The organism is Thioalkalivibrio sp. ALE22 (assembly GCF_000381445.1).
Lineage (GTDB): Bacteria > Pseudomonadota > Gammaproteobacteria > Ectothiorhodospirales > Ectothiorhodospiraceae > Thioalkalivibrio.
Map to the genome: position 1 here is coordinate 16527 of NZ_KB906499.1, position 15693 is coordinate 32219.

General features: G+C 68.4%; 14 protein-coding genes. 7 read left to right on the plus strand and 7 right to left on the minus strand.

The genetic code is table 11. The features are described 5' to 3' along the window. Positions 1-64 precede the first annotated feature (64 nt). Positions 65-1042: a PA2778 family cysteine peptidase gene (locus F793_RS0100100; RefSeq protein ID WP_051074721.1), complete on the plus strand. Its 978-nt coding sequence runs from the start codon at positions 65-67 to the stop codon at positions 1040-1042. A gap of 60 nt (positions 1043-1102) precedes the next feature. On the opposite strand, the gene F793_RS0100105 is transcribed toward F793_RS0100100, so the two are convergent. Next, complete coding sequence (locus tag F793_RS0100105; protein ID WP_018877013.1) at positions 1103-1327, minus strand: hypothetical protein; 225 nt, start codon at positions 1325-1327, stop codon at positions 1103-1105. A 92-nt stretch (positions 1328-1419) separates the two neighbouring features. On the opposite strand from F793_RS0100105, the gene coaD reads away from it, so the two are divergent. Genes coaD through ggt form a run of 3 tightly spaced genes read left to right on the plus strand, consistent with a single transcriptional unit; the run spans position 1420 to position 3917 of the window. Further along, entirely contained in the window at positions 1420-1908 is a 489-nt protein-coding gene (gene coaD / locus F793_RS0100110; protein WP_018867926.1) for a pantetheine-phosphate adenylyltransferase, read from the plus strand. A 36-nt stretch (positions 1909-1944) separates the two neighbouring features. Continuing rightward, positions 1945-2196, plus strand: a complete 252-nt coding sequence (locus F793_RS0100115; protein WP_017942992.1) for a YfhL family 4Fe-4S dicluster ferredoxin — start codon at positions 1945-1947, stop codon at positions 2194-2196. An 8-nt stretch (positions 2197-2204) separates the two neighbouring features. Beyond that, positions 2205-3917, plus strand: a complete 1713-nt coding sequence (gene ggt, locus F793_RS0100120) for a gamma-glutamyltransferase (protein ID WP_018881998.1) — start codon at positions 2205-2207, stop codon at positions 3915-3917. A 211-nt stretch (positions 3918-4128) separates the two neighbouring features. Here ggt and rpsT read toward each other — a convergent pair whose 3' ends face one another. Then, on the minus strand, positions 4129-4398 hold the full coding sequence (gene rpsT, locus F793_RS0100125) for a 30S ribosomal protein S20 (protein ID WP_018880926.1): 270 nt from the start codon (positions 4396-4398) through the stop codon (positions 4129-4131). 160 nt (positions 4399-4558) lie between these two features. Here rpsT and F793_RS0100130 point away from each other — a divergent pair, with 160 nt between their 5' ends. Continuing rightward, positions 4559-5089 (plus strand): DsrE family protein, encoded by a 531-nt coding sequence (locus tag F793_RS0100130; protein WP_018878209.1) that lies wholly within the window; start codon positions 4559-4561, stop codon positions 5087-5089. A 388-nt stretch (positions 5090-5477) separates the two neighbouring features. Here the strand turns inward: F793_RS0100130 and uvrD are convergent, their stop codons facing one another. Continuing rightward, positions 5478-7685 (minus strand): DNA helicase II, encoded by a 2208-nt coding sequence (uvrD, locus tag F793_RS0100135; RefSeq protein ID WP_026280364.1) that lies wholly within the window; start codon positions 7683-7685, stop codon positions 5478-5480. A 181-nt stretch (positions 7686-7866) separates the two neighbouring features. Here uvrD and F793_RS0100140 point away from each other — a divergent pair, with 181 nt between their 5' ends. After that, a complete protein-coding gene (locus tag F793_RS0100140) occupies positions 7867-10677 on the plus strand; it encodes a 2-oxoglutarate dehydrogenase E1 component (RefSeq protein ID WP_018881997.1) in 2811 nt (936 codons plus the stop codon). Between the two features lie 35 nt (positions 10678-10712). Beyond that, positions 10713-12062, plus strand: coding sequence for a 2-oxoglutarate dehydrogenase complex dihydrolipoyllysine-residue succinyltransferase (gene odhB, locus F793_RS0100145; RefSeq protein ID WP_018867932.1), 1350 nt, complete (start codon positions 10713-10715; stop codon positions 12060-12062). 144 nt (positions 12063-12206) lie between these two features. Here odhB and ubiB read toward each other — a convergent pair whose 3' ends face one another. From ubiB to F793_RS0100165, 4 genes are read right to left on the minus strand one after another with little or no spacing between them, the layout of a single operon-like run. Further along, positions 12207-13892, minus strand: coding sequence for a ubiquinone biosynthesis regulatory protein kinase UbiB (ubiB, locus tag F793_RS0100150; RefSeq protein ID WP_018867567.1), 1686 nt, complete (start codon positions 13890-13892; stop codon positions 12207-12209). Continuing rightward, on the minus strand, positions 13892-14512 hold the full coding sequence (locus tag F793_RS0100155) for an SCP2 domain-containing protein (RefSeq protein ID WP_018867568.1): 621 nt from the start codon (positions 14510-14512) through the stop codon (positions 13892-13894). Before F793_RS0100155 ends, ubiB begins: the two co-directional genes overlap by 1 nt. A gap of 7 nt (positions 14513-14519) precedes the next feature. Then, positions 14520-15269, minus strand: coding sequence for a bifunctional demethylmenaquinone methyltransferase/2-methoxy-6-polyprenyl-1,4-benzoquinol methylase UbiE (gene ubiE / locus F793_RS0100160; protein WP_018867569.1), 750 nt, complete (start codon positions 15267-15269; stop codon positions 14520-14522). A gap of 13 nt (positions 15270-15282) precedes the next feature. Then, a complete protein-coding gene (locus F793_RS0100165) occupies positions 15283-15648 on the minus strand; it encodes a gamma-butyrobetaine hydroxylase-like domain-containing protein (protein ID WP_018867570.1) in 366 nt (121 codons plus the stop codon). Positions 15649-15693 lie beyond the last annotated feature (45 nt).

The window sequence follows — 15693 nt, forward strand, 5'->3', positions numbered from 1 at the left end:
GGTCATGGCATCGTGGAACCGACGGCGAGCCTCCGGGCTCGCCGTTCTTGTGTTCGGCCTGGTGATGGGCGCATTCGCCCTGGGCGGTTGCGCCACCGCGCCGCAGAGCGCGAGCCTGGCGAGCGAGCGCCCGGCCGACCTGCCGACCCGCGTGGAACTGACGGACACGCCCTTCTTCCCGCAGGAGCAATACCAGTGCGGCCCCGCCGCCCTGGCCACGGCCCTGAACGCCCGCGGCATCGACGCCGCGCTGGATGACCTGATCGAGGAGGTCTACCTCCCCGGCCGCGAGGGCAGTCTCCAGGCCGAGATGCGCGCGGCGGTGCGGGCCCGCGACCAGGTCGCCTACCGCATCGAGCCGCAACTGGAAACCGTCCTGCGCGAAGTGGCCGCCGGCAACCCGGTGGTGGTGTTCCAGAACCTCGGCGTGGCCCTGATCCCGGAATGGCACTTCGCGGTGGTGATCGGCTATGACCTGGAAGATCGCGAGATCTTCCTGCGCAGCGGCCCCATCCAGCGCCATGTGAACTCGTTTGCCCGCTTCGAGCGGACCTGGGTCCGCGGGGAACGCTGGGCCTTCCTGGTGATGGCACCGGACACCCTGCCGGCAACGGCCACGCCCCTGCGCTGGCTGCGAGCGGTCAACGAGCTGGAGCAGACCGGACGCCTCGCGGCGGCCGCCACTGGCTATGAAACGGCGATGGAGCGCTGGCCCGACGAGGCCATCCCCTATGTGGGCCGGGCCAACGTGGCGTTTGCCCAGGGCGACCTGACCACGGCCGAGGACGCCCTGCGGAACCTCGTGGAGCGTGATCCGGCGCGTCACGAAGGGTGGAACAACCTGGCGCATGTACTGATCGCCCGCGAGTGCGGTGAGCAGGCGCGCGAGGCGGCAAGCTGCGCGGCCGGTCTGGCGGGGCCGGGCAGCTACGCTCGCACCCTCGGTGCGGCGGCGGATGCGCCGGACACGGGGGCCGAATGCCGCGCCCTGCCGCCTTGTGCCGCGACGATGGACTCCGCGGCTTTAGCGGAGCGCCATTAGGCGGGTGCACGCTTGCGCGGCGCACGCCGGTCCTCTCCGGCCGGGGCGTGTGCGGCGCGCCTACTTGCGCTTCTCGAGCGTCTGTTCAGCGTGCTTGAGGACCAGGCCCAGGTTCTGTTTCTCGACGTCCGTGACCTGCGGGTCTTCCTTCACGGCGTGGCGCAGGTGTTCCACCAGTTGCGCCAGTTCGTCGCGCGAGATCTGGTGAAAATTGAAGCCGCCACCGTAGCGGGACTCGAGCTGATCCCAGTAGTCGGCAAGCGGAGGGCGGTAGTCGTCACTCATGGGGCATTCCCTGGTTGCGGTGCGGCGGGCGCATTTTGTCTGCTTGCGGTGCTTGGGGTCTAATGGGGGCTTTCCCGGCCGGCCTTTCGCCCATGTCCGTTACCGCTATCTACCCCGGCACCTTCGATCCCATCACGCATGGTCACACCGATATCGTGCGCCGGGCCGCCCGCCTGTTCGATCGCGTGGTGATCGCGGTGGCCGCCAATCCCAACAAGGGCCCGGCCTTCCCGCTGGAGACGCGCGTGGCCCTGGCCCGCGAGGCCGTGGGCGAAATCCCCGGCGTCGAGGTGCAGGGGTTCAACGTACTGCTGGCGCATTTTGTCCACGCCCAGCGCGCCAACGTGATCCTGCGCGGTTTGCGGGCGGTGTCCGACTTCGAACACGAATTCCAGCTGGCGGCGATGAACCGCCAGCTGGCGCCGGAGGTCGAAACCCTGTTCCTGACACCGGCCGAGGAATACAGCTTCGTCTCCTCGAGTCTGGTACGGGAAATCGCCCGTCTGGGCGGCGACGTCTCAAAATTCGTGAGCCCCGGCGTGGCGCGCATGCTGGCCGAACAAAACGGCCTGGAGCGCTAGCTGCCGGGCCCTGCGACTGGATACGAGGATTGGCCCATGGCCCTGATGATCACCGACGAATGCATCAACTGCGATGTCTGCGAGCCCGAGTGCCCGAACGAGGCCATCTACCCGGGTGACGAGATCTACGAGATCGACCCCAATCTGTGCACGGAATGTGTCGGGCACTTCGACGAGCCGCAGTGCCAGGATGTCTGCCCGGTCGACTGCATCCCGCTGGACCCGGATCACAAGGAGACCCGCGAACAGCTCCAGGCCAAGTATGAAGCCCTGATGGCCGCGAAGTAGGCAACCTCGTGGACTGGCATCGACCCCTCCTGCGCGGCGCCGTCCTTGTCATCCTGGCACTGGCCGCCCCGCTGGCCTGGGCCGGGCCTGGGCAGCATGCGGTGGCCACTGCCCACCCCGCGGCCAGCGAGGCCGGCGAGGCCGTGCTGCGCGACGGCGGCAATGCCTTCGACGCCGCCGTGGCCATCACCGCCGCGCTGGGCGTGGCCGAACCCTATGGCTCCGGCCTCGGGGGCGGCGGGTTCTTCCTGCTGTACGAGGCCGACTCAAACCGCAGCGTGATGGTCGACGCCCGCGAGACCGCCCCGGCCGCGGCGCATCGCGACATGTACCTGGATGCGGAAGGCGAGGTGGTCGACGGACTGTCGCTGGACGGCGTGCTGGCGGCGGGCATCCCCGGCATGCCGGCCGGCCTCGATCACCTCGCGCGGAACTACGGGCGTCTGTCCCTGGCGGACAGCCTGGCCCCGGCGATCCGTCTGGCCGAGGATGGCGTGCCCGTCAGCGGTCGCTATCGGCAGATGGCGGGGTTCCGCCACCAGGCCCTGCGCGACGGGGCAGACGCGCGCGACATCTACCTGGACGACGGCCAGCTGCCGGACGAAGGGGCGCCCCTGCGCCAGCCGGATCTGGCCGCGACCCTGCGGCGCCTGGCGGACGCCGGCCGCGACGGGTTCTATACCGGCGAACTGGCCGAGCTGCTGGTCGCGGGGGTGCGCGAGGCGGGCGGGATCTGGACGCTGGACGACCTCGCCGGTTACGCGGTGGTCGAGCGCGACCCGATCCGACTCGACTACCACGGGGCCGAGATCACCACGGCATCCCCGCCATCCTCCGGGGGGGTGGCACTGGGGCAGATCCTGAACATCCTTTCATTCTATGACCTCGAGGCACTGGCGCCGGACATGCGCGCCCATCTGACCATCGAGGCCATGCGCCGCGCGTACCGCGACCGGGCCGAGTATCTGGGCGATCCGGATCATGTCGAGATGCCGCTGGAGCGGTTGTTGTCGCGCGACTACGCCGCCGGACTGCGCGCCACGATCCATCCGGACACGGCCACCCCCAGCCGCTACCTGCCGCTGTCGGTGGATCCGCAGGCCGACCACCCGGAGGCCGCCGCCACCGAGAGCCGCCAGACGACGCATTTCTCCGTGATCGATGCCGAGGGCAACCGCGTCGCGGCCACCCTGACCCTCAACTACCCCTTCGGCGCCGGCTATGTGGTGCCCGGCACCGGTGTGCTCCTGAACAACGAGATGGACGACTTCTCGGCGAAACCGGGCGAACCCAACGCCTACGGCCTGGTCGGCTTCGAGGCCAACGCCATCGCGCCGCAGCGCCGGCCGCTGTCGAGCATGAGCCCGACCTTCGTCGACACCGGCGAGCGGGTGGCGATCCTGGGGACGCCCGGGGGCAGCCGTATCATCACCATGGTGCTGCACGGCATCCTCGGGGTGCTCGAGGGACAGTCCATCGAGGATGTGGTGGCGGCTCCGCGCTATCACCACCAGTACCTGCCGGACCGGGTCGAGCACGAGACCGGCGCCTTTGATGCCGAGTTGCGCGGCCAGCTGGTCGCGCGCGGGCACCAGCTGGTGCCTCAGGTCCGCCCGTTCGGCGACATGCACGCCATCCTGTGGGAGCCCGAGGCCGACCGTCTGGAGGCCGCCTCCGACCCGCGCGGTGAGGGCGAGGCGCGCGTCTTTCAGCCCCGGTAACCCTCATTGTGGAAGGAACGCGGCGGTCGCGGGGTACCCCGAGAGCTCGCCACGTCGCTGTGCGACTCGCGATGACGGGGGATAGCGGCGAGGAATACGTTCAGGGGCGCGCCGAATGCCACCCACGCAAAAAGCCGCGCCCGTTTGCGGGGCGCGGCTTCGCGATTCAGCTATCCGCGGCCGGCGCGAGGCCGGCCAGATGCCCGGGGGCTTAGCCCTGGGCCAGGTCGCGGATGCGGGCGTTCAGACGGCTCTTGTGACGGGCCGCCTTGTTCTTGTGGATCAGGCCCTTGCTCACGGTCTTGTCGATCACCGGCACGGCCGACTTGTAGGCCTCGGCGGCAGCCTGGGCATCGCCCTTGTGCAGCGGCTTCAGCACGGCCTTCATGGCCGTACGGAAACGGGAGCGCAGCGCCATGTTGTGGGCGCGGTTCTTGACCGCCTGACGGGCCCGCTTACGGGCAGAAGCAATATTCGCCAAAGTACTTCCCTCGCGTTGAATCGCTAGGTTCTGGAAAAGGCGGCAGAGCATACCGCCGGGCCGGCTGCGCGTCAACCGGGAGCGGGGCGTGGCGGGAATGACAGGGGGGTTCCGGGGCGTCTACTCTAGAAAGAAACAACACCATACAAAGGAGACCACGATGAACCGCTTTCCCCGGACCCTTCAAACCACCTCGGCAACCGCCGCGGGCATGGCCCTCCTGCTGGCCACCCTGCTGGTCGCGAGCCTGGCCTTCATGCCCCAGGCCAAGGCCTTCGAGCCGGAGGCCAAGGTGGTCTATCACGCCGACTTCGCCGACCCGCGCCGCTTCTCCGCGATGCTGACCAGCATCAATAACATGATGACGCACTACCAGAACGAGTTCATCGACGCCGACGTGCGCATCGTGTTCGTGGCCCACGGCATCCGCTTCCTGACCGACGACAATCTCGCCGATACGCCGTTCGAGGCCGACGAGGAACTGAAGGAAGAGCGCGAGACCCTGCGCGGCCGCCTGATGAGCCTCGCAAGCACCCATGGCGTGCAACTGGAGCTGTGCGAGATCACCCGCTCGCAGATCGGCCTCGACGAGGATCTGATCTACGACCACGTGAATTTCGTCCCCTCGGGCGTGGTGCGCGTGGCCGAACTGCAGAACGAGGAAGGCTTCGCCTACATCAAGATCGAGTGATCGCCATTCGGCTCGATGCTCACAAGCCCCGCCTCGGCGGGGCTTTTTTGTGTCACCACGAAGCGCACGAAGATACGAAGGGGATCAAGGGCGTTTGCACCACAGAGGGCACAGAGGACACGGAGAAACCCCGCGAAGAGGGGCAGGATGTGGCGAGCGCAGCGAATCGCATCGTGTCGCTATTGAGTACGTCATCGCGAGAAGCGAAGCGACGTGGCGATCGGGTTGGGAGTCCCGCCAGTGTTAACGAAAAGATTGCCGCCTACGCTCACAATGCCAGCCCTATTAATCCAGCCCTTCTCTTCCTGTCTCCCCACCTTCCTGTAAATCGCCCTGGCCCTTCTCCGTGGCCTCTGTGTTCTCCGTGGTGAAATAAGCGGCATTCCGCCTAACCCAGAACCTCCAGTTTGGCGAAGCTGAGCACCAGCCACTTGGAGCCGGCGTGGGCGAAGTTCACCTGTACCCGCGCCGAGTTGCCGGAGCCCTCGAACTGGGTGACCAGGCCCTCGCCGAACTTCGCGTGATGCACACGGGCGCCGATGGCCAGGCCCGCCGCGGAGGCCTCGGCGGCCTGTGCATCCATGGACCCGAAGCCCGCCGTCTTCTGCCGGGCCGCCGCAAAGCGTCCGGCGCCGTAGGGCGAGGCCTGCGGGCGCAGCACCTCCAGCGCGTCCTCCGGGATCTCGTTGATGAAGCGCGAGGCGACGTTGTAGGACTCGCGCCCGTACAACCGACGGGTCTCGGCGTGGATCAGGTACAGCTCCTTCTCGGCGCGGGTCATACCGACGTAGGCCAGGCGGCGCTCCTCCTCCAGCCGGCCCGGCTCCTCCAACGAGCGCGCGTTGGGGAACAGGCCCTCCTCCATGCCGGTCAGGAACACCAGCGGGAACTCCAGGCCCTTGGCAGAGTGCAGGGTCATCATCTGCACCGCGTCCTCGTGCGGGTCGGCCGCGCCCTCGCCGGCCTCCAGCGCCGCGTGGGCGAGGAATTCGGTCAGCGGATTGCCCTCGCCTTCCTCGCTCTCGGCGGTGGATTCCATGTCAAAGGCGCGCGCCGCCCCCACCAGTTCGTCCAGGTTCTCCAGGCGCGCCTCGCCGCGCTCGCCCTTCTCCTTCTTGTAGTGCTCGCGCAGCTGGGCGCGTTCGATCGCCTGCTCCACCTGGTCCGCCAGCGGCTGGCGCGGGAGCTCCTGCTGCAGATCGCGGACCAGCTGCACGAACCCGGCGACCGCGTTGCGCGCGCGCCCGGGCAGGGCGTCGGCATCCACCGCGTGGGCCGCCGCCTGAAGCAGGCTGGTGTCCGCCGCCTGGGCCGCCTGGCGCAGGCCCTCCAGGGTCTTTTCGCCGATCCCGCGCGGCGGCTGGTTGACCACGCGCAGGAACGCGGCGTCGTCATCGCCGTTGCCGGCCAGGCGCAGGTAGGCCAGGGCGTCGCGGATCTCCTGGCGCTCGAAGAAGCGCAGGCCGCCGTAGACGCGGTAGGGCATGCGCCGGCCGATGAAGGTCTCTTCCAGCACGCGCGACTGGGCGTTGGAGCGGTAGAGCACGGCGCACTCGCGGTACAGCCCGCCCTCGTCCACATGGCGGGCGATGGTCTCGGCGATAAAGCGCGCCTCTTCCTGCTCGTTCAGCGCGGTGTACAGGCGCACCGGCGCGCCCTCCTTGTCCTCGGTCCACAGCTCCTTGCCGAGGCGGCCGGCGTTGTGGCGGATCAAGGCGTTGGCCGCGTTCAGGATGTTGGCGCTGGAACGGTAGTTCTGCTCCAGGCGCACGACCTGGGTGCCCGGGTAGTCCTGCTGGAAGTGCTGGATGTTCTCGATCTTCGCGCCGCGCCAGCCATAGATGGACTGGTCGTCGTCGCCGACCGCGAACACGGGGCTGTCGCCGGCCAGCAGGCGCAGCCAGGCGTACTGGATATCGTTGGTGTCCTGGAACTCGTCGACCAGCACATGGCGAAAGCGCGTGCGGTAGTGCTCCAGCAGCGCCTTGTTGTCGCGCAGCAGCTCCAGCGAGCGCAGCATCAGCTCGGCGAAGTCCACCACGCCGGCGCGCTCGCAGGCCTGCTGGTAGGTGGTGTAGACGCGCACCCACTGGCGCGCGACGGGGTCGCCGGTATCCGGCAGGTGTTCCGGGCGCGAGCCCTCGTCCTTGCGCGCGTTGATGTACCACTGCGCCTGCTTCGGCGGCCAGCGCGCCTCGTCCAGTTCCAGGCCGCGCAGCACGCGCTTGACCATGCGCAGCTGATCGTCGGAGTCGAGGATCTGGAAGCCCTGCGGCAGTTTCGCCTCCTGCCAGTGCTGGCGCAGCAGCCGGTGCGCCAGGCCGTGGAAGGTGCCGACCCACAGCCCGGTGGCCGGGTGGCCCAGCAGCGCCTCGATGCGCCCGCGCATCTCGGCCGCCGCCTTGTTGGTGAAGGTGACCGCCAGCAGGCTGTGCGGGGCCACGCCCTCCACGCCGATCAGCCAGGCGATGCGGTGCACCAGCACGCGGGTCTTGCCGGAGCCGGCGCCGGCCAGTACCAACAGCGGCTGCGGCGGGGCGGCCACGGCCTCGCGCTGGGCCGGGTTCAGGGAATCAAGCAGGGGGGAGACATCCATGCGCGAATGGTAGGGAAACCCGGCCGGAATCGCACGTTCCACATGCGGGCCGTGTGCCTTCGGCCGGGCAAACGCGCTACTCTCGAAGTCAGCCCGCGTCGAAGCGCCAGGGTGCCTGCAAGGAACCTCGCACGCCGACGGAGTCACAAGGGTAGTCGCATCAGGAATGGGAAGACCGCGAATGAACGAGATGCCATCCCGGCACCGGCTGGACAGCCCCGTCTCCGGCCAGGAACTGCACCCCGACAATCTGGCCTTTGCCGAGGGTCTGCTGGAGCGCTACCGCGAGGACCCCGATTCGGTCCCGCCCGCCTGGGCCGACTATTTTCGCTCGCTGGAAGGTGTGGCGCGGCCGGAACGCCGCCGGCGTTCGACCGACCGTCCGGACCTGGCGCACGAACAACTGCAGATCCGGGTGCTGCAGTTCATCAACGCCTACCGCTATCTCGGGCACTTCGGCGCCCGCCTCGACCCGCTGGAACGCGAGTCCCCCGAGCCGCCGCGCGAGCTGAGCCGCGAGCATCACGGGCTGGACCAGGTCGGCCCGGACATCACCTTCGATCCGGGTTCCCTGTTTATCGAGGGGCGCGTCTCACTGGATACCATCGAGCGGGTCCTGAAGGAGACCTACTGCGCCAGTATCGGCGCGGAATACATGCACCTGATGGCCACCGACGAGAAGCGCTGGCTGCAGGAACGCCTGGAGTCCGCGCATGGCCGGTTCGGCTTCGACGACGAGACGCGCCTGGCCATCCTCGAGCGTCTCACCGCGGCCGAGGGCCTGGAGCGCTACCTGCACCGACGCTATGTCGGACAGAAGCGTTTCTCGCTGGAGGGCGCGGAGAGCCTGATCCCGCTGCTGAATGCCCTGGTTCAGCGCGGCGGCGCGCGTGGGCTGCACGAACTCGTGGTCGGCATGGCCCATCGCGGGCGCCTGAACGTGCTGGTCAACCTGTTCGGCAAGTCGCCGGAAGAACTGGCCAACGAATTCGAGGGCCGGCCGCGTGACGATCGCGGTACCGGGGACGTGAAGTACCACATGGGGTTCTCGTCGGATCTGGATACCCCGGGCGGGCCGGTTCACCTGGCGCTCGCCTTCAATCCGTCGCATCTGGAGATCGTCACCCCGGTAGTCGAGGGCTCGGTGCGCGCGCGCCAGGTCCGCGTTGGCGATCGCAAGGGCAACCGCGTGATGCCGGTGGTGATCCATGGCGATGCCGCGTTCGCCGGGCAGGGCGTGGTCATGGAGACCCTGAACATGTCCCAGACCCGGGGGTTCTCCACCAAGGGCACCGTGCACGTGGTGGTGAACAACCAGATTGGGTTCACGACATCGACCCTGAAAGACGCACGTTCGACCCATTACGCGACCGATGTGGCCAAGATGGTGAATGCGCCCATCCTGCACGTGAACGGCGACGACCCCGAGGCCGTGGTGTTTGTCACCCAGATCGCGCTGGACTACCGCATGCGCTTCGGCAAGGACGTGGTGATCGACCTGGTCTGCTATCGCCGCCAGGGGCACAACGAAGCCGACGAACCGGCCGCCACCCAGCCGCGCATGTACCACCGCATCCGCGAGCTGCCGACCACCCGCGAGCGCTACGCCACGCGCCTGATCCGCGACGGCCTGACCACCGAAGAGGCCCAGGACCAGGCCCTGGAGGACTACCGCGGCCGGCTGGATGCCGGACAGCCGGTGGCGCTGTCGCTGCTGCGCGAGCGCAATGGCCATACCGGGTCTTCGACCAACTGGGGCCCCTACGTGAACCAGACCTGGGACCAGGACGTGGAGACCGGTGCGCCCGCCGAGCGTCTGGCGCGCACCCTGGAGCAGCTGTCCACGCCGCCGGAGGGCTTTCGCCCGAACGACCGCGTGCAGAAGATCCTGGAGGCCCGCGTCGCCATGGCGCGGGGCGAACAGCCGCTGGACTGGGGCGCGGCCGAGACCCTGGCCTATGGGGCGCTGATCCAGGATGGCTACCGCATCCGCCTTTCCGGACAGGACTCCAGCCGGGGCACCTTCTTCCACCGCCATGCGGTGCTGCACGACCAGGAGACCGGGAAGGCCATCGTGCCGCTGCGGCGTCTGGACCCGGACCATCCGCGCTTCCTGGTAATCGACTCGCTGCTCTCCGAGGAGGGCGTGCTGGCCTTCGAATATGGTTACGCCACCGCCGCCCCGGAGGCCCTGGTGATCTGGGAGGCGCAGTTCGGCGACTTCGTGAACGGCGCCCAGGTGGTAATCGACCAGTTCATCTCCTCCGGGGAGCAGAAATGGGGCCGCCTGTCCGGTCTGACCCTGCTGCTGCCGCACGGCTACGAGGGGCAGGGTCCGGAACACTCCTCGGCGCGCCCGGAGCGCTTCCTGCAGCTCGCGGCGCAGGAGAATATGCAGGTCTGCGTGCCGACCACGCCAGCGCAGATGTTCCACCTGCTGCGCCGCCAGATGCTGCGCCCCTACCGCAAGCCGCTCATCGTGATGACGCCGAAGAGCCTGCTGCGACACAAGGACGCGGTCTCCGACCTCGATGCCCTGGCCAGCGGCCAGTACCAGACGGTCATCGACGACGCCGGCATTGACGACCCGAACCGGGTGAAGCGCGTCCTGCTCACCAGCGGCCGCATCTTCTACGACCTGGCCGCCCGCCAGGCCGAGGGCGAGCACGCGGACACGGCCATCCTGCGCCTGGAACAGTGCTACCCCTTCCCCGAGGCACGCCTGACCGAGCTGCTGGGCCGCTACCCGGAGGCGGACGAGTTCGTCTGGGTCCAGGACGAGCCGGAGAACCAGGGGTATCTGGAGTTCGTCGCGCCGCGCATCAACCCGCTGCTGGCGGTACGCGGCCAGACCCTGCACGCGGTGGCGCGGCCCCCGGCCGCGGCCCCTGCCGTCGGCTACCCCGAGGTGCACAAGGCCCAGCTGAAGGATCTGCTCGAACGTGCGTTCGGGCCCATCAGCTCGCGGGACACGCCGCACCCGACGCCCTGAATCTTCGAAACTGACGTACAGCACAAGGAAGCGAGATGGCAACCGATCGCACCCCGATCCAGGTCCCGGAACTCCCCGAATCGGTCGCCGACGCGACCGTAATCGCCCTGCACAAAAAGGCCGGGGACCCCGTGAAGCGCGATGAACTCATTGCCGAGCTGGAGACCGACAAGGTGGTCCTCGAGGTGTCGGCGCCTGGCCCCGGCACCCTGGTGGAGCTGTCCGCCAGCGAGGGCGACGTGGTCAAGGCCGATGCCGTGCTGGGCTATCTGGGGCCGGCCGAGGCCGCGCCAAAGGATGAGGAAGACGAGTCCGGTGACGAACCGGAGCCGGCGAAGACCGCGGCTCAGGGGCAGCCTGCCGAGCCCGCCCCGGCTGCCGACGCACAGGAGGAGCGCGCCGACGCGCAGCCCGCTGCCGAGTCCGCAGCGTCCGGTACGGGCGCGGATGATGCCGGCAGTGCGCCGCCGCCCTCTCCCTCCGTTCGGCGCTTGTTGCAGGAGGCCGGGCTCAGTGCCGGGGAGGTCGAGGGCACTGGGGAAGATGGGCGCATCCAGCGCGAGGATGTGGAGCGCGTTCGTGACCAGCGGGCCGCGGGTTCCGGGACCCGTACGGGTGCGCAGGCGGAGGACTCCGGTTCGGCCGCCCGCACTGCGCAACGCCCGACCGAGCCGACGGACCGTGCCGAGCGCATCGAGCGCGTGCCCATGACACGGCTGCGCGCGCGCATCGCCGAGCGCCTGCTGGAGGCCAAGCAATCCACCGCGATGCTGACCACCTTCAACGAGATCGACATGTCCGCGGCGATGGCCCTGCGCGGGCGCTACAAGGAGACCTTCGAGAAGCGCCATTCCATCAAGCTCGGCTTCATGGGCCTGTTCGTGGCCGCGGCCACGCGGGCGCTGGAGCGCTTCCCGGTGATCAATGCCGCTCTGGACGGCGAGGAGATCGTCTACCACCACTACAGCGACATCGGGATCGCGGTGTCGTCACCGCGCGGGCTGGTGGTGCCGGTGCTGCGCGACACCGGCAACGCCTCCATCGCCGATATCGAGCGCCGCATCCGCGACTTCGCCGAGCGCGCCCGTGATGGCAAGCTGGATATCGACGAGCTGCGCGGGGGCACCTTCACGATCACCAACGGCGGGGTCTTCGGATCGCTGTTCTCCACGCCGATCCTGAACCCGCCACAGAGCGCGATCCTCGGCATGCATGCCATCAAGGAGCGCCCGGTCGCGGTGGACGGCGAGGTGGTGATCCGGCCGATGATGTACGTAGCTCTATCCTACGATCACCGCCTGGTCGATGGCGCCGATGCGGTGCAGTTCCTGGTCGCCATCAAGGACGCCATCGAGGACCCGGCGCGCCTGCTCCTCGACGTCTGACCCCGGGCGCCGGACCGCTCCCCGTAGGAGGCCAGCCCTCTGGCCGATGGGGCGTTGGACAGGTCCCCATCGGCCAGAGGGCTGGCCTCCTACTGTCTGCAGCGACACGGCCCATGAATGAACGGGCGACGCTGCCTGTGGTGTTCAGGTGCGATCAACGGGGCGGCGGTACGGGCCCGGGCGCAGCCCGAATAGCAGCATGGCGGCGCCAACCAGGCCGAGCGGCCAGGACGGCCAGGCCAGTCCGAGCCAGGTGGACACGTCGAGCTGGGTGGCCAGCCCCGCCAAGGCGAGCAGTCCCGCGCCCCCCCAGGCCTCGTGGCGCCGACGGTTCTGGCGGCGCAGGCCTTCCTCCAGCTCACGGATCTGCTGGCGCAGAGCGGCGTCGCGCTCGGCGCGCTGCTCTTCGACCGTCAGGGCCTTTTCCAGGTGCATGGGCATCTCGGGCAGCTGCGCCAGCAGGCGCGGCAGGTGCTGCTGGGCGTTGCGGATGAACGCGCGCACGCCCATGCGTTCGTGCATCCACTTCTCGATGAATGGCTTGGCGGTGGTCCACAGGTCCAGCTGCGGGTACAGCTGGCGGCCCAGGCCCTCAATGTTCAGCAGGGTCTTCTGCAAGAGCACCAGCTGTGGCTGGACCTCCATGTTGAAGCGCCGCGCGGTCTGGAACAGGCGCAGCAGGACCTGGCCGAACGAGATCTCGTCCAGCGGGCGCTGGAAAATCGGCTCGCAGACGGTGCGGATGGCCGCCTCGAATTCGTCCACGCGGGTGTCCTTCGGCACCCAGCCGGACTCCACGTGCAACTCCGCCACCCGGCGGTAGTCACGATTGAAGAACGCGTGGAAGTTCTCCGCCAGATAGCGCTGGTCGGAATCCAGAAGCGAACCGACGATGCCGAAGTCCACCGCCAGGTAGGTGGGATCGTCCGGGTGGGTGGCATCGACGAAGATGTTGCCCGGGTGCATGTCGGCGTGGAAGAAGTTGTGCTGAAACACCTGGGTGAAGAAGATCTCCACCCCGCGCTCGGCCAGCAGCTTCAGATCCACGTTCCGCTCGCGCAGCGCGGCGATGTCGGCCACCGGGATGCCGCCGATGCGCTCCATCACCAGCACGCTGCGGCGCGTGTAGTCCCAGATGATCTCCGGGATGTACAGCAGGTGGCTGTCCTCGAAGTTGCGGTGGATCGCGGCGGCGTTCGCACCCTCGCGGATCAGGTCCAGCTCGTCGGTGACGGTCTTTTCGTATTCGTCCACCACCTCGCGCGGGCGCAGGCGTTTGGCCTCGGACCAGTAGCGATCGGCCAGGTCCGCGATCAGGTGCATCACCTCGAGATCCGCGCGGATGGTCTTGAGGATGCCAGGGCGCACGACCTTGACCACGACCTCGCGCCCGTCCTGCAGCGTGGCCGCGTGCACCTGGGCGATGGAGGCCGAGGCGATCGGGGTGTCCTCGAAGGTGGCGAAGGCGATCTCGATCGGACGCTCCAGCTCGGACTCGATCAGGGCGCGCGCCTGCTCGAACGGGAACGGGGGTACGCGGTCCTGAAGCCGGGCCAGCTCCACCGCGATGTCGTCCGGCAGCAGGTCGCGCCGGGTGGACAGCATCTGCCCGAACTTGATGAAGATCGGCCCCAGGTCCTCCAGCGCGCGGCGGATACGCTCGCCGCGCGTGCCTTCGGTACGGCGAAACCAGTTCCAGGGCGCGAGGTAGAGCAGGAAGCTGAGCGGGCGCAGCGGCTTCAGCGTAAACAGGATGACGTCGAGGCGATAGCGCACCAGGACCCGCGCAATGGTCCACAGCCGCAGGCCCCGGTACAGCGCGCGGCGCATCAGGACTGCCGGTCGTCAGGTGCGGAGGACTGTGCCTCCAGACGGCGCAGCCGGGCATCTAGGCGGGCGACCCCGTCACGCAGGTCGGCGACGTCCTCGGCAAAGGCCTCGAAGGCCCCGCCGGCCGGCAGCCACTCGAGCTCGTCGCGCAGATAGTCGGCGGTATCCTCGGCGGAGCGGCGGCCGAGGTGGCGCAGGCTGCCGCGGGCCTGATCGAGCAGGTGGCGCAGCGGTCCGGCGGCCCCGGCGCCGGCAAAGCGCTCGAACAGCCCCTCCCAGTCGATTCCGGAATCCCGCAGCGCATGCTGCAGATCGGAGAGCACGGTGGCGTCACCGGTGATGGTCAGCCCGGAACGGTCGTCGCGGCCCAGCGCCGCGGCCAGCGACAGGGGCGAGCCCGCCAGCTGCACATCCACCGGCTCCTCGACACCGCCGATGACCTGCAGTCGGTCGGCGGCCCCGACCAGCGAAAGGGCCAGCCCCGGGGGCTCGATCACGATGGCGATTGCGCGCCCGGCCAGGCGCGCCCGGTCCTTCTCCGGCGCGCTCGCCAGGTGTTCGTTCAGCGTGGCCTCGATCAGGGCCGTGAACGGACTGGGCAGAGCGAAGGGTTCGGCCATGAAAACGTTACAGTTTTGTGCCGCGATGCAGCGCGACGATGCCGCCGGTCAGGTTGTCGTACTCGACCCGTTCCAGCCCGGCGTCGCGCATCATCCCGGCCAGGGTCTCCTGATCCGGGTGCATGCGGATGGACTCCGCCAGGTAGCGGTAGCTGTCCGCATCGTTGGCGACCAGTTTGCCCATCAGCGGCAGCATCTTGAACGAATAGACATCGTAGAGCGGGCGCAGCGGCGCCATCGGCTGCGAGAACTCCAGCACCAGCACGCGCCCGCCCGGCTTGATCACCCGGCGCATCTCGGCCAGTGCGCGTTCCTTGCGGGTCACGTTGCGCAGGCCGAAGGCGATGGTTACGCGGTCGAAGTAGTCATCCGGATAGGGCAACTGTTCGGCGTCCGCCTGCACGAAGTCGAGGTTGCCCACATGGCCCTCGTCCAGCATGCGGTCGCGCCCGGCCTCCAGCATCGAGGCGTTGATGTCGCAGACCACGATCTGCCCCTTCGGCCCGACGCGCGGGGCGAAGGCCCCGGCCAGGTCCCCGGTGCCCCCGGCCAGGTCGAGGATCTTCATGCCCGGGCGCACCCCGGTGCGCTCCAGGGTGTAGCGCTTCCAGATGCGATGGATGCCCATCGACATCAGGTCGTTCATCACGTCGTAGCGCGATGCGACCGAATGGAAGACCTCGCCGACCCGCGAGGCCTTCTCGGACTCGGGTACGGTCTGGTAGCCGAAGTGGGTCTTGCCGGGTTCTTCTTTCATCAAGCTGCCGTTGTCAGTGCGTCTTGCGCTCGTGGCCGGCCTCTTTCAGCCGATCCAGATAATCCTGCCACAGACTTTCCTGCTCCGTGCCGAGCTTGTGCAGATAGTCCCAGTCGTAGATGCCGGTGTCGTGACCATCGGAGAACACCAGCTTCACCGCGTAGTTGCCGACCGGCTCGATCGCGGTGATGTTCACGTCCTCCTTGTCCACCTGCAGCACCTCTTGGCCCGGCCCGTGCCCGCGCACCTCGGCCGAGGGCGAGTACACGCGCAGGAACTCGCAAGGCAGCTCGAAATGCGAACCGTCGGAGTAAGTCAACTCCAGGATGCGCGACTTCTGATGCAGCTGGATATCGGTGGGTCGGTGCGTACTGCTCATGCAGCCTCCAGAATCCTCGGTCCGGGCGAGCCCGGAAAGATCGTG